Source organism: Candidatus Kapaibacterium sp. (assembly GCA_023957315.1).
Taxonomy (GTDB): domain Bacteria; phylum Bacteroidota; class Ignavibacteria; order Kapaibacteriales; family UBA2268; genus PGYU01.
This window is the reverse complement of record JAMLHE010000001.1, coordinates 1-15334: the sequence shown is the minus strand read 5'-3', so window position 1 is coordinate 15334 and position 15334 is coordinate 1. Positions and strand designations below refer to the sequence as shown.

Annotated in this window: 14 protein-coding genes; 5 read left to right on the top strand and 9 right to left on the bottom strand. The window is 38.0% G+C overall.

The features are described 5' to 3' along the window. The first annotated feature begins 537 nt into the window (after window positions 1-537). The 5 genes from M9949_00070 to M9949_00050 all read left to right on the top strand — a co-directional run bounded on the left by M9949_00070 (window position 538) and on the right by M9949_00050 (window position 7575). Window positions 538-2835 carry a hypothetical protein gene (locus M9949_00070; GenBank protein MCO5249800.1) on the top strand — a complete coding sequence of 766 codons (2298 nt, stop codon included), beginning with the start codon at window positions 538-540 and terminating at the stop codon, window positions 2833-2835. An 84-nt stretch (window positions 2836-2919) separates the two neighbouring features. Then, entirely contained in the window at window positions 2920-4320 is a 1401-nt protein-coding gene (locus M9949_00065; GenBank protein MCO5249799.1) for a hypothetical protein, read from the top strand. A gap of 110 nt (window positions 4321-4430) precedes the next feature. Continuing rightward, window positions 4431-4646 (top strand): hypothetical protein, encoded by a 216-nt coding sequence (locus tag M9949_00060; protein MCO5249798.1) that lies wholly within the window; start codon window positions 4431-4433, stop codon window positions 4644-4646. Between the two features lie 32 nt (window positions 4647-4678). After that, on the top strand, window positions 4679-6130 hold the full coding sequence (locus M9949_00055; GenBank protein MCO5249797.1) for a hypothetical protein: 1452 nt from the start codon (window positions 4679-4681) through the stop codon (window positions 6128-6130). A 98-nt stretch (window positions 6131-6228) separates the two neighbouring features. Beyond that, complete coding sequence (locus tag M9949_00050) at window positions 6229-7575, top strand: OmpA family protein (GenBank protein MCO5249796.1); 1347 nt, start codon at window positions 6229-6231, stop codon at window positions 7573-7575. A 431-nt stretch (window positions 7576-8006) separates the two neighbouring features. Here the strand turns inward: M9949_00050 and M9949_00045 are convergent, their stop codons facing one another. The 9 genes from M9949_00045 to ssb all read right to left on the bottom strand — a co-directional run bounded on the left by M9949_00045 (window position 8007) and on the right by ssb (window position 15180). Next, window positions 8007-8711: a hypothetical protein gene (locus tag M9949_00045; protein ID MCO5249795.1), complete on the bottom strand. Its 705-nt coding sequence runs from the start codon at window positions 8709-8711 to the stop codon at window positions 8007-8009. A gap of 81 nt (window positions 8712-8792) precedes the next feature. Then, window positions 8793-9029: a hypothetical protein gene (locus tag M9949_00040; GenBank protein MCO5249794.1), complete on the bottom strand. Its 237-nt coding sequence runs from the start codon at window positions 9027-9029 to the stop codon at window positions 8793-8795. A 105-nt stretch (window positions 9030-9134) separates the two neighbouring features. Continuing rightward, complete coding sequence (locus tag M9949_00035; protein ID MCO5249793.1) at window positions 9135-9539, bottom strand: hypothetical protein; 405 nt, start codon at window positions 9537-9539, stop codon at window positions 9135-9137. Between the two features lie 106 nt (window positions 9540-9645). Beyond that, window positions 9646-10170: an orotate phosphoribosyltransferase gene (gene pyrE, locus M9949_00030; protein ID MCO5249792.1), complete on the bottom strand. Its 525-nt coding sequence runs from the start codon at window positions 10168-10170 to the stop codon at window positions 9646-9648. A gap of 11 nt (window positions 10171-10181) precedes the next feature. Beyond that, window positions 10182-11567, bottom strand: a complete 1386-nt coding sequence (locus tag M9949_00025) for a M20/M25/M40 family metallo-hydrolase (GenBank protein MCO5249791.1) — start codon at window positions 11565-11567, stop codon at window positions 10182-10184. A gap of 5 nt (window positions 11568-11572) precedes the next feature. Beyond that, entirely contained in the window at window positions 11573-13027 is a 1455-nt protein-coding gene (locus tag M9949_00020) for an OmpA family protein (protein ID MCO5249790.1), read from the bottom strand. Next, on the bottom strand, window positions 13027-13689 hold the full coding sequence (locus M9949_00015; GenBank protein MCO5249789.1) for an O-methyltransferase: 663 nt from the start codon (window positions 13687-13689) through the stop codon (window positions 13027-13029). The genes M9949_00020 and M9949_00015 overlap by 1 nt, the downstream gene beginning before the upstream one ends. Before the next feature lie 31 nt (window positions 13690-13720). Next, the gene (locus M9949_00010; GenBank protein ID MCO5249788.1) at window positions 13721-14668 is read right to left on the bottom strand and encodes an MlaD family protein; all 948 of its coding nucleotides are present in this window, start codon (window positions 14666-14668) and stop codon (window positions 13721-13723) included. A 32-nt stretch (window positions 14669-14700) separates the two neighbouring features. Beyond that, entirely contained in the window at window positions 14701-15180 is a 480-nt protein-coding gene (ssb, locus tag M9949_00005; GenBank protein ID MCO5249787.1) for a single-stranded DNA-binding protein, read from the bottom strand. Window positions 15181-15334: the final 154 nt, after the last annotated feature.

Sequence of the window (15334 nt, the reverse complement as noted above, 5' to 3'; positions counted from 1 at the left end):
TTGGGTGAAAGAAAAATTTGCTCCCCCTTGTCTTAGCTATTCTATTAGCGACGATTTTTGGTTGAAATTTGGGCATCTATGTACATTCGTTCTTTGATTACATGTTAGAAAAGCAGATTTATAGAAAAGACTGATTGAGAACATCAGACAGAAATTTTTATTGGCAAATTCTAATTAGCTGATAAAAAAATGAATATTTGTTCATAAACGAAGTTGTTTACTCTATGAATACAGTATTAGTATAGATTATGTATGACCAAATTTTAATTAAAAAGAAGTCAAGACTGAAAAAATGTTCATAAATAAATTTGCTCTTATGTTAAATTTTATTTGCATTTATCAACTAATTACTATAAATTAGTTGTCTGAATCTTTGAAATTTTCTAACAAGATTTTTTAATTGAACTTTTATTGTGGATTTTAAAGAAAAATTCATAAATTACGTAAATAAATTAATGATAGTAAAAAAAAGTTTATTAGTTTGAAGTAAAGATAAATATTTTTTAAAGTGAAGAAATCACTTTTGGAGGTAATAACATGTCAAAAGGCGGCGGAGCCGGTAAGGTTTATTTCGTATTGTATCTTGCGGTTGTATTAGAGCTTCTCATCATCATTGTAGAGCGTGATGAAGCCGAAGAACATCTTCATAAGAAGACGCAAGAAGCTATGAGAATAGTCGAAAGTATTCTCTCACAACTTCAATCGGGCGCAGGTACCGAAGGTATTAACACCAGGCCACAGGATGAAATCACATTGCCTCCTCCCGGTGTTGATATCAAAGCTATTTTTGGTACAGATATCAAATCGTACCGTAAATATATCGTTGAAGTAGGTGTGACTGATGTCAGTGCTTCACTAAATAAACGAGAGTTTGAAACCGAAAAAGAATATGTGCAACGTCTTCAAAAGTTAGTCGAATTGGCTAATGTTGAGCAGTTGCAATATCAAATTTTCTATTCAAACGACGATAACCCCTCAAATGCACCCCCATTCCCAACGGAAAATTATCTCAAGAGTCAAGGAGTTGACTTCCTCAATCTTGTCCCCGGTGATAAGATTAGTGGAGAATTCCCTGATGTTCAGTGGGAGTTTTTGGGTGTTAGAGAATTAAATCTTGACAAAGAAGCTACTTTCAATAATATTGACCTCTCACAAATCAATATGAAAGAAATTGCACCTTTTTACCCTGCTGAAATATTTAGAATGATTGGTCCTTCTTTCGGTCCACCGAATATGCCTGAAGATAGTATATTTTATTATTCGGCGGAATCAAGTGCAGACCAATATAGTGGTGCAACTGATATGCACAGACGCGCCTTTGTTGTTCATTTCCAACCACCAAATCAATCAGGCTGGTATAAACTACGATTTGAATCGAGAACTAACAGAATCCTTGGTGTCAAAGCCGACCAAAAAGTGGATGCTGTAAGTGACGAAGCTACAGTCAATATTGGTACTGTCCAATTAACTGTTCGCGATTTGAGAAAGGTTATGAAAGAATTGACTTTGCGTCTTGATAAATATAGTTTGCCATCGCTTGAATCTTTAAGCGAATCGGATAATATTGTTGATTTCAACAAAAAATTAAACGAAGCAAAAATGGAAGCATCTACTGAGGATGACGCTGAAGAAGTAATCGGAAACATCAATCTTTATGGTTACATTGTGAAGCTTTTAGCTCCGGGACAATCTGTGAATTTTGAACAAAACAGAGGTAGTATCGAATTTAACATTCGTGTTGTCACTCCTACGCCTACAATTGCCTCTCCGACTATAACTATGCCAACTTATTTGCCTTCATTTGATGAGGTTGAAGCTGTATTTGAATTCAATATTTCACCTTACCAGCCAAACCAAAACAATTTAACCGGTATTGTCAAGGACAAGAATGGCAATACTATTGCAAGACTTAACTTCCAACCCCTTGACCAAATTGCAGGACTTGGAATAGCTGAACCTCCATCCGGAGAAAGCAGGCTATATCGTGGTGTAGTAGATAAAGTACTATCTCCAGGTAAATATGATGTTGAAATTACTCATCAATTGTCTACGAAATCAGAAGATAAGACAATGGAGCTTGAAATATTCTCAACGAGTCTGACAGAACAATCAGAATCGAATTTGAAAACAAGAATGAGTTCATTTGCCTTCTACGGTTATCCATTGATATTCAATGTTGAACCTACTTCAGGTGGTAAGATTCCGGCTAAGGACTTCCGTATTACTGTGAAAACTGATGCAAATAATCAATATCCTGAAACTTATGGGCTTGGTATCGGTAGTGATTATGGCTTCTATTTCACTCCTGATGCAAAAGAAGTGACTTTGAGAATTGCGTGGATACAACCTCTTACTAACCGTGAAGTTGATTTATTCCCTGAAGCTACTTTCCCGATTCGTCAAGAAGAACCAAGTATCCGCTCAGTCAGGATGAACGTTGACCCGAACGGACCACCGGCGAAAATAAGAATCGTAATTACCGGTATTAGTGTATCCAAACCTCAAGCATCACGTGACCAATATGCAAATGTTGCTCTTCAAGTTGCAGGTGCTATAAATACTGACGGTTTGAAAGGATTCACTGCGATTACCGAACCAATGTTGGACGGTGACGCTGACGGTAACTATAGAATGGAATTTGAAATATCCGGTAAACTCGAAAGAGGCGAAACGAAAGTTGTAGGCGAAATAGTTGTACCTTTATCAGCGGTTGCTACTAACCCTGTTAACGGAATTCGCTCGGCACCGACTACTACTAGTTTAAGAATACCAATTAATTACGAACCCGCACGCGAAGGACAAAGACGTCCCGGTGGTGGTGGTGGGCTTCGCTAACAAGAAATTTTGAAGTATATATATTTTGATAAATAGTAAATTAATTAAATGAAAATAAAATGTTTGAATTGCAAGGGCTATAAAATGTTTAAGAAAACAACATTCATTGTCGTGTTGATTGCGACGCTGTTCCTGACTTTACCTGAACGCTCCGAAGCTCAAGTTGGCGACGAGTCTTTCAGAATGAAACTTGAGAGTATTCTTTTCAATTTTAAAAATTACAGATTTTCCAACATCTCTGTATATAGTCTCAAAGACCAAAAGGATATCCGTAGGATTATCAAGGATAGAGACGAAGCAGCAACTCTGGGAGAAATGGGAGTAACTGCTGATGAAGAATGTTTGAAAGGTGTAGATATTGCTGTTTTGCAAATGATTGAAACCGGTGTAAACAATGGTGACAATGCAGGTGCTATTCAACGTACTTTATTTGGTAGGTCATTGCCGATACCCGAATCTTTCGATTGTATTTTCAATTACTACAAAAGTAAAGACAGAGGCGTAATTGCACAAGTCCGTAATGTATATATTGTAACTACTCGTAAGGGTCGCGAACAACTCACTCCCAATACTATTATTGCGATGATTGTATCGTATTCTGATGAACGTAATTTGTCAAGAAATATAAACAGACCCTCTCCGACAAATGTATATACTTATCCGGAATTGAAAGAGCATACACTCGACCCTAAAGATTACCGTGCAGACAATCTTTACGATTTGCTGATGAATGCATTCATGCAAGGCATGGTAGAAGATAAAACTCTCGAAGCACAAGGAATTGGTACTTATATCAAATTCTTTGCACCTCAAGCAGGCGTGACCAAATCTCTTATCAGCAACGAATCTCAAGTTCAAAGTTTCGATATTCAGTCTTTCAAAAGAATTTCTGAAGGTCAAGCTCTTGATATAACTGATAAATTCAATGAAATTATCGTAAGCGGTGATTTAATCAGTTGGAGACAATATGACTACCCGATGTTAGTTTATCCTGATGGATATACTGATACTTTGGACAGACGCCCCAATCTTGCTTTGCCAAAATTTGGTGTAGAACTAAAGTATGGTATCGAAAGCATAAATTACCCTTCTTTCTGGAGTGAAAGAATGACAGTTAGTGCTATTTGGGAAGCTGTCAAATTGGGTGTAATCCTTCCTACAAGCGGTTGGTCAAATCTTTCAACTGATGTTTACAACCTCGAAAGAACATTGACCCATGCCGGTGTAGGTGTAGCGGGTGAATTTGATTTCCCATTTGCAGTTATCCCTAAAAGTGGTATATTCAACGCTGCATTGGGTTATGTATTTGGAGATGCAGTCGAAGGTCCTCGCGAAAGAAATCTTTCACCCGATACTTATGTAACCAACCCTTTTGATTTGGACTATTTAATTCGCTACAATGCCCAATTGCATTATACCTTCGCCGTCGCAATTGATAGAGACTATCTACTCAGATTTGGATTAGGTGGTACAATTTATGGTTAGAAAAATGGTATCATAATAGTGAAGAAAATCCCGAAACTCGTCGAAATGAGATTACCTACGAAAGACTCGGCGACGAATCAATTGGTGGAATTTCCGGACGAATAGATTTTATGGCTCGTGGATTGTCAACTCCATTTGGTGTTACAATGCAATATTTTGACGAAGGATTATATACTAATGTATGGCTTCAAGTTCCGATAGTTGATAATACATTCTCATTGAGATTGGATGCTAAAGGCTTTTTCAAAGCATTTACAGAAGACCCTCGTATGTGGGAAAAGAAAAGCGTGTTTTTACCGATGGCTCGATTCATTGTTAATTTTTAATCGAATTTTGTAAACTTATAACGAAAGTGATTATGAAAAAGATTGTAAACTTTATTATTTTTTCGGCTGTATTGGTTATGTTAACCAATTCTGAAGCCAAAACTCAGATATTAGACAGACAAGGAGTCATTGATTCGCTTACGACAATGGATCCGCAAATTGTTCAGTATTTTCCACGTTGGAAAGTATGCGAACCGGATTTGTTAGTCCAAATATATCAGTCTTTTCTGTATCATGGTTACCCCGAAAGTAGCTTGAGTAGAGAAGATATTCAAATACTTGCCGCACCGCGGGAGTTTGATTATGACCCATTTGAAATATTGATGATTACTTGTGGCAGTGAAGATATGAATGCCACAGAAATCGAGGCTACTTTCAGCGACGTTTTGGTTGGTTTTCTGGCTGGTAATTTGTTCTATTCAGGTATGCTACGCGGTGAACCTAATGATTATGCACGTCGCGATTATTGCTATACCGATTTGCCAACCCAAGCTCCTATCACTCCTTCGCAAGCCGAAATCATCACCGATTATTTAGACCGACCTACAAATGTTGACCATGCTTTTACATTGTCGCTTTTCGAGCAAGCTATGAAAATCGGTGAAACAGGTTTCTGGTTACGTTCCATTATGGGTACTGACCAAGTTGGTTACCATTTCTGGTCTGCAGGCGAAGCGAAACTTTTGCTCCAAAGACCACTCTATATTAATAATGATTTAGAAACAAATAAAGGTATTCCTTATTTGATAAATGCTTACTTAGGTGGTGGCTATCGTCTTTCGAGTGGTTTGGCTAATAACAACTCATTGCTTAGTTGGGTTGCCGACCGTACTCTTAATGCCGGACCCGGTGGTAAATTGATTTTTGGTACTGATGTTCATGCTTGGTTCCACCCTGCATTCGGTTTAGGATTGAATGTTGAGTTGCCTATGCAAAAAGTCGGAACTCAAACAATTGATTTTAAAACTTATGGTAAGTTTGAAAACGAGGATAGAAATGTTCAATTCAACGACTCAAGACCTTATGATATTACTCATACAGTTCCTCTCTTAAGAGCTACCGGACAATTTACTGCTTTCTATCATTGGTGGTTAGATAAGAGAAATCCGGAAAATTATTTCAGATTTGATTTTGGTATCAATTATACCGAAGTAAGCGAAGCGGCATTATACGAAGAACCGATTGAAGGTTTTGGTCCTATACATAGAATTACTGATGAAAACGTTGACGGTTTGAAGACATACAAGCCAAATGAAGTTGCTGATTGGATGTTTTTCAAAGTATCCTACAGAAGCCAAGCAGCTTTCCCATTCGGAGCAAGTGTTCAAATTTCAAACCAAGTATTTCTTGCCAGAGTCTTTATGCCATTATTTGGTGATTGGTTCTATCTTGAAGGCAAATACTCAACAACTATGAGAGATGCAAGACCTTTTGAAATACAGAATTTCTTCATGATATCGCCCGTTATAAGATTGACTATATAATTTCGTTATGAAACCCCGTAATGATATTTTTATATTGGTTGCGGGGTTTTGTATTTTGACTAAACCGATTTATTTTAAAAAGTACCTAAAAGCTTAAAATGTTAACCAATTTGTTGCATATAAAAATTGTTCATGCGATTCTGATTTTGTTCATATTAATGGCAACGGATATATTCTCGCAGTCTGAAAATCAGGAATCTGATGACAAGGCTCGGGAAATACTCGAAGACGCCAGAGTTCAATCTGCCCGCCAAGAAATAGAAATTACCGTCCGTAGTGTTGACATCACAACGTTCCCTATGATTAAAATCATGATTGAAGCCTATAATCGACTTGGTGAGCCACTTGATACACTTACTGCCGAAAACTTATTCGTCTTTGAAAAGGGGAGAAGACGTGATATTCTTAAGGTAGAGAAAATTCCGGTCGCTGAAAATGTGCCTGTTGATTTCGTTTTTGCCGTTGATATAACAGGCTCAATGCAACCAATCATCAACTCAATCAAATCAAATATTTCCTTTTTCACCCAAACTCTTGTCAAACGTGGTATTGATTATAGATTGGGTTTAATTTTGTTTAGCGATGATATTGAGAAAGTTTATAACCCGACTTCAAATGTATCAGACTTCTTGAAATGGTTAAATCCCGTGAAAGCACGTGGTGGCGGTGATGAAAAAGAAAATGCTCTCGAAGCATTAGAAGCGGCAGCTAAGATGATAGATTGGAGAGAGGAATCAAATCGTGTTTGTGTTATGATTACCGATGCTCCATATCACCAAAAGGGCGAAGATGGGCATGGCGTGACAGACCAAACTACTTCAAGTATAATAGAAATGATGCAAAAAAATGATATTCGTGTCTTTACGATTGTTCCTCCAAAACTCACAAATTACAAGGTGATTTCGAGTAAAACACGCGGAACCTTTTATGATATTGATTATCCCTTTTCGACTATTTTGGATAACTTCTCAAGCCAGTTGACAAATCTTTACTATTTGACGTTTGAATCAACCGAAGAAACGATACCCGATTCTATCGAAATTGCCTTGTTCAGCAGTGACAGTAAACAATTGATTAGAAAAACAATCCCTATTGTCGAACTTGGTAGAAAATTAATCATAGAAAATTTGCTTTTCCAGACTAATCGTGCCGATTTGCCTGAAATCGTTCGCGAACTTGACATTTTAGCCGAGTTCATGGAAAATAAGAAGAATATCAATATCTTAGTAGAAGGGCATACCGACGACATTGGTTCTCATCATTTGAACGACAAATTGTCCGAAGCAAGAGCCAATAGTGTCCGAAATTATTTGATTCAAAAGGGTATCTCTCCCAAACGAATTGAAATAAAAGGGCTCGGAAAACGCAGACCACTTGCCACCAATGATACCGAATTCGGCAGAAGACTCAATCGTAGAGTTGAGATTGTGATAATTTCTACGTAGGCAAATGCAGAATATATAAGTTGAAACTCAAGGCTGTTCATTAGAGCAGCCTGTTTTTTAGTACAAAACAGTTCAGTCCAAATGACAACATAGCCCACGAATTCATTCGTGGGTGAGGAATTTCATTTTCATTTTAACCGTGAGTGCTTTCATTCTTTTGCAACCATTAAAATGGTTATAAATTCCTTATCATTCCTATTTCCCACGGTTAAAACCGTGGGCTATGTTATCCTCATTCGAGTTTTGTTCTAGCTTGACAGTTCTGTCCAAATGACAACATAGCCCACGAATTCATTCGTGGGTGAGGAATTTTATTTTCATTTCTAACCATGAGCGAGTAACCATTAAAATGGTTTTAAATTCCTTATCATTCCTATTTCCCACGGTTAAAACCGTGGGAAATGATATCCTCCCCTCAAGTTATCGTCCTATCAAAAACCATATTTGAAACCAATTGTGGGAACAAGAAAAGTTTCCCATGTTGCAAAGTCTGAATAATAAACCGCAGGGAAGGACAATTCCAAGTAGAGTTTTAAATTTCCATAAAGCGGAATATAGGCGCCTGCATTTGGAATTATTGCTATTCCATCATAATTACCATGATAATATTTATTATATGAGCTGCCGTAGAACATTCCAACTGAAAGAAATGGTTCGAAAACATAAAATTTAGGAGTTTGTACTGATGCCGAAGCACCAAATACACCCATCAATGTTACATTTTCTTCGAATGCTGCCGCCACCAAAGGAGATAAGTAAAATTTATAGGGAGAATTGGAATCATTCAGCCGTATAAATGCATTAAGGGATAAGCCATGCTTGAATTTTAGACCATCATTCATCGAATTAACATCAGCCCAATACTTTGCCTGAAGCATAAAACTATTTGTAAAAGAATGTTGTAAAGCCGCCATAAATCCATTATTCATATCATTTTTTTCCTCATCGCTGCTTGTCAGGGGCAATCTTTCATAAGCTGCGATAAGGTTAGTATTGTCTTTTTTTATTTCATCGGGTAAATTAATTGAGGGGCTATAAACAAGACTCTGGCAAGAAGAGATTAGTACACAGCTGAATGTCACGATGAAAAACAAACCAATGACGTTTTTTTGAAGCTTTAAACCCTTTTGTTCCATAATCCACACCTTTTAAATGTTAAACTATTCAACACCAAATTTCAAATGCTATTCATATGCTTCTTAGCTATGCTCTTAAAATCAGCTTTTGACTTTTGCAACTTTCCTTTTACCGGAAGTTGGCATGAGCATACTTACAATTCCCATGATAGTCGATAAAAAAAATGTTTTTGTAGTTATTGGTTCGCTAAACAACAAAGTAACAATGAAAAAACATGCAAAACTGAATATGAACGTTTTAACATAGTCTAAAACTAAAGTCTTTCTACTTTCAACCCATCCGATGATTTTTTGAAGCTTTAAACCCTTTTGTTCCATAATCCACACCTTTTAAATGTAAAACTATTCTTAAATAACAAAAATAATAAAACAAAAGCAAATTTCAAATGCTTTTCATATGCTTCATTTTCTCGGCTCTTAAACTCAGCTTTTAGCTTCTTCTGGTTTCCTTTTTACTATGAATGGTATTGTTATAAATATCAAACCTAAGATTACCGATAAATACAATGTTTTGGCAGTTATTGGGTCGCCAAATAACCAATTGCTAATAGGCAAAATTGAAAAACCTAATATGAATTCAAATATTAAGATTAAGCTGAAATATTTTTTGAAAACAATTTTTTCACCATATGAAATATATGTCAAATCATATTTTTTGTATGCATAGAACAAATAAGCGGCAGATATGAGCGGCGGTAGAAAAAAGAGTAATGAAAAATATACCTCAAAATAAATTGTTGACAAAATGCCAAATGCACAACTGAATGTCATGATGATGAAAAACAAGACCTTGATGATTTTTTGAAGGTTAATTTCCTTTTGTTCCATAATCCACACCTTTTAATGTTAAACTATTCTTAGAATAACAAATATAATAAAACAAAAGCGAATTCCAAATGTTTATCGGAATCATCAATAAAATTTGACTAATCTTTTAAATCTGCGACTTGATATAAGACATCGTAAACAATGGCTTGAGTTGAATCCCATTTGCGCTAAGTGCTTCAGTTCCGCCGGATTCTCGGTCAATAACGCACAACGCTGTATCAATGACAGCTCCACGTGTGCGGAGTTCATCCACACTAAGAATGATTTGCCCGCCACTTGTGACGACATCCTCGATTATTAGGATTTTCTTTCCCTGAATATCCGGACCTTCGGCTAATTTACTCGTACCGTATTCTTTCGCATGTTTTCGGACAAACACGATTTTCTTATTCAACTTCATAGCTAATGCTGTCGCTATGGGAATTCCACCCATCTCCAATGCACCCAAATAATCAAAATCATCGCCAACGATTGCTGCCATTTGCTCTGCGATTTCGTTCAACAAAGTCGGGTCAGCTTCAAATTGATATTTATCGAAATATTCGTTGCTGATTTTGCCCGAACGCAGGAGGAATTCACCTCTAATATAGGCGCTGTTATATACTGCTTTTGCTAATTCTGCTTTATTCATTTTTTGCATCTTTATTTATCATTTAAAATTTCCGTGGGCATATCAGCATAGATGTAAATTGCGATTGCTATTGCAGCCACACATTGATTGAAAACCCGCTTATCGATTTTGTCCACAGTGTCGCTATGGGCATGGTGATACCAGAAATATTTGCCCGCATCGTCAGTGGAGAGGCTCATTCCCGGGACTCCTGTTTCCATCATCGGGCGAATATCCACACCACCACCTGAAGGCAAAACGGCTGTATCATCTACTTTTTTGAGCAATGGCTCAATTTTCTTGAATTCATTGAAAATTTTGTCCGGTGCTGTAAGCCTAATTGCAGAAGGTCTGAAAGCACCGCCGTCCATCTCGAACATTAAGACGTGATTTTCATGTTTGCGTGCATCACGATAAGCATTGCCACCTTTGACACCGTTTTCTTCATTAGTCCACATCACAACGCGTAAAGTCCGTTTTGGAATCAAATTCAGCTCTTTGAGCAATTTTACGGCTTCCCAAGTGGCGATGCAACCGCTTGCATTGTCATGTGCTCCGGTGCCTGCATCCCACGAGTCCGAGTGACCGCCAATTGCCAAAATTTGGTCAGGAAATTCGCTTCCTTTGACTTCGCCCATCACATTGTAGGACATTATATCGGGCAAAGTTTCAGCTTCCATATATAGCTTGATACGCGGTTTTATATCCCGATTTTGCAAACGCATAAGCAATTCTGCATCTTCGGGACTTATCGCAGCGTGGGGGATTTTTTTGACCGAATCTACATAACCCATCATTCCTGTGTGTAGGTTGCGTGTCGTTGCCGGGCTGACTGAACGGATGAGTGAAGCTAATGCACCGTATTGAGCGGCACGTATGGCACCATAAAAGCGATATTGGACTGATTGTCCGTAGCTATTGAATGCTTGGTTGAAAACTACAATTTTTCCGCTAATTTCATCTTTGCGTTTTTCCAAATCGTCAAAGTCGCTCAGCACGATGACTTCAGCAGTAATTCCCTCTTTTGGAGTTCCGATACTGCCACCAAGCCCAAATATTGGTATGTTTGCCTCGCGGGGGTGCAGCAATGTGCAATATTCATACCCACGCACCCAATGTGGCACCATAACTTCATCTTTGCGGACATCTACGAATCCATCTTTTTTAAATTCATTTTCAAACCAATCAATTGCGAGTTCGAGATTTTTCGAGCCGCTCAATCGAGGTCCGAATACATCGCAAAAATATGCTAATCTATCCCAAGATGAGCTGTCTTTCAGGGCTGCACTTATGATTTTATCGACAACCGCAGCGTATTTTTCCACAGGATTATAATCCGAAGTTTGGGTATAAACTTTGGAATGCGCTATGATTGAAATGAAGACAGTGAGAAAGGCAAATCTGTAAAAATTTATCATATATTTTATTTAGCTATGATTATAAATTCTGTTCTTCGATTTTTGGCTCGTCCTTCGGGTGTATCATTGGAAATTACCGGCTTTGACATTCCGAATCCACGATAGCGTAATCTGCGTTCTTCGATTCCTCTAAATATCAAGGCATCGTAAACCGCTTGGGCACGACGCTCGGACAAATCTTGGTTATATTCTTGAGTGCCAACGTTGTCTGTATGCCCGTGAATATCGAATCGGAGTTTGGGCCATGTGTACATCAAGTCAACTAATTCATCCAAAGTCGGATAAGATTCGGGTTTAATCACGGCACTATCGAAATCAAAAAGCACAGGTCGGATGATTGTATCAGATAGCGATAGCCAGCCGGAGGTATCATAGAATCCATCAGCAATAAGTGAATCCGCTCTTCCGGGCACATTCAAACCCGAATACACATGATGATATCCCCAGTAAACCGGCGGAGTGTATGTAATGCGATAATGATAGCGCAAACTCAAATAAATGTCACGGAAAATGTCAATCAATTGCTCTTTGGAGTAAGCTTTGTAATATTTGCCACCTGTATATTGGGCTAATTGCTTCATGCTTTCATCTTTCGAATAACCGAAAGCAACACAGAAAACGTGGATTTTCTCACGATTTGCTCTTTTGATTAGCGAATCTATACTTGCTTTGGAGTAGTTATCATCGCCATCAGAAAGCACCACAACCACACGCGGGTCTTCAATCGGAGTGCCATCCAAAATATCATAACTCGACCAAACAGCGTCACGCATTGCACTAAATAGCCCAATTCCGCGGCGATAAGTCGAGCGATAGCGTTTCAAAATTTCGGCAGTATCCTTCATCAAAGGTACTTTTATGTCAAGGTCCTTGTTGAAAGTTGCCAAGGCAATATTGTCAACGTCAAATTTCATTGATACAAATAGCTCTGTTGCGGTAAAAATCGCATCGAGAATTGCATCCATCGAGCCGCTATAATCAACCGATAAAACTAAATTATAAGCTATTGAGTCACCTGCCCCATATTCACGAACTGTGAATTCGGGAATTGTTTCCTGGCGAATGTTGTAATGCTTACCCAATTCTTCACGTAGCGAAGTAAAGTACGTTATATTCGGGTCTTTTCGGTATGGGTCGCCCATATTTGTAATAAAATAACCCGACGAATCGAACACTCGCGCGATTAGCCTAATTTCCTTAGGGTAATCTTCAGGTTCGACACGGTAAATGTCATAAATTAATTTGTTCGGGTCGGCAGAATCAATTGGCAATGTGCCTTTCAGGTAGATTTCTTTTTTTGTGGTGTCAATTAGCCCGTACTCCACATCCATTTCCCAAATTTCCTGTTGCAAGGCAAATCCGGTTTTTCGGGGTGTCGAGCAAGAATACACAGATAGTGCAATAAGCACAAAAACTGCTATCAGCAAAAACGGTGTGTTTATTGTTATTTTATGGTTCATCAATATTTTTTATATCCCATGATTATTCCGTCGCCTACGGGTACAATACAAGTGAAATAATTATCTCGAGTCCTGAAATATTCGTTGAAACTTCTGAGTGATTTCACATCGTCTGGGTTTCGTTCAGGCTTCGTATCCAAAATAAATCCAAATGCAAAAGCATTATCAGCCGCAAAGATGCCACCTATTTTAATTTTTGGTGTTATATTATTCAAATAATATAAATATGACGGCTTATCTGCATCAACAAAGACGAAATCAAATTGATTTTGGGTACGAAATTCTTTAACAAAAGTTTTGCCGTCTGCCAAAACTACATCGATTTTGTTTGCCAAACCTGATTCAGACACCATTTTGCAGGCAAATTCATAATGCTTGGGCTCATTTTCTACTGTGATAATTTTGCCATCATCAGGCAAAGCCCTTGCCATAGTAATCGCTGAATAAGCTCCCAGAGTACCGATTTCCAGAACATGCTTTGCATTAATCGAATGTAGCAAAAACTGCATGAATTTCCCCTGCTCCGGAGAAATCGAGATAGGGGGCAGTCCGGCTTCTTGTGCTTTAATTTGTAATTCTGCCAAAAATTCGTCTTCCGACGAAAAATTTTTCTTCAGATACGCGAAAAGTCTGTCGTCAACTATTGTTGCTCTGTTTGACATAAATTTTAACTATTCCTGTAATTTTTCAAAATTATGGTCTCGTGCCTAATCGCAAATTCACATTGACACCGTGGTCTTTGACCATTTCCAAAAAGATTCCAAGGTTTTTGACTGTGGAATCCAACTGCATGGCAAGTTCCTTGTCGTAAATAATCTTATTCACAAATCCATCGCCACTTTTGATTTCTGTCACCACCATATTCAAATTGTCAATCAAACCTCTTGCATCAGTCATTACCGAGTCTGCGGAGCCTATGAAGCCGCGCGCATCGGTGATTGTTCTTTGCAAATCGTCAACTATATTGTTGATTTTGGGGCTATTTGTTTCGACTGCTCTTTTCAATTCCGATGTCAGATAATTTATATCATTCAAAGATTTTTGGAGTGATGCACGATTATCAGCGAAAAAATCATTCAGATTGGTGCTTAATTCCTCAGCATTGCTAATGGTTTTCTTGACGCCGGAGATGAATTTTTCATCGGAAGTAATCGTTGAAATATTCGATGAAATTGTGTCCAAATTCCGAATCAAATTGATTGCATCGCTACTTACTTCGCCAATAATCGAAACGAGTTCGGATAGGTCTGGCGGCGTTCTGCCGGGCATTTCATTTGCAATATTGAATGCAGTTCCCGAACTTCCCGGGCTTATTTCAATTTTCTTACCGCCTGTGATTTCGAGCAGAGTGATTTTTGCCGTAGCGTCACTCATTATATCTTTTGAATTGCCGAGTTCAACCGAAATCAACACGGAGCCTTCGTCATTGCGTACTTCGCGAACTGTGCCGCGTTTGACACCGTTTACTACTACAGGTTCGGCTATTTGAATACCCGCAGAATTTGGGAATCGAATTTTAATCAGTTGGGATTTGGGTGTAATTGATAAATTTTTGCCGAATGTAAAACCCAAAACTAAGAGAATTACTGCAAGTATCGTTACTGCACCAACTTGTATTTCTTTTGAACGATTGTTTTTCATTTTTTGTGAGCGCTCATAAAGCGGAATTTGAATTAAAAGGGTATATCTTGGCTTTTACCCGAAAAAAAGTTGTCGTCTTCAAATGAATCTGAATAATCGCTGTCATCAAATGAAGTGCCTGATTCTTCTCCATTAAATCCGTCATTGTTCGTATAGTCTCGACCGTCGTATTTGTCCCGCTTGGTATCCAAAAGCAACATGCTTTCGGCAAGAATTTCCACAACATGCTTTTTTTGCAAACCTTTGTCGTCGATTGTCCGAGTTTGCAATCTGCCCTCAATATATATTCTTGACCCCTTTTTTACTAGTCTGTTAATTACCTCTGCAAGCCCTCTCCATGCCACAACAGTATGCCAATCGGTATGTTCTTTCATCGTGCCTTCTCGGTCTTTCCAAGTTTCAGAAGTTGCTATTCTGAATGATGTCACCGGAATGCCGCTCGGGGTGTGCTTCAATTCGGGGTCTCTGCCCACATTCCCGATTATCATTACTTTATTAAGTGTTCTCGACATATTTTACTCCTTCGCTTTTATTACAATTTTCAATGTCTTTTGTCAATTGCCGTTTTTTCCAATTCCAAATATAAAAATTACAGCCAATACAAAAAAAATAATTTTCCAACATTACATCGGAAAATTATCATTTTGCGAAAATTTTATCAATTAT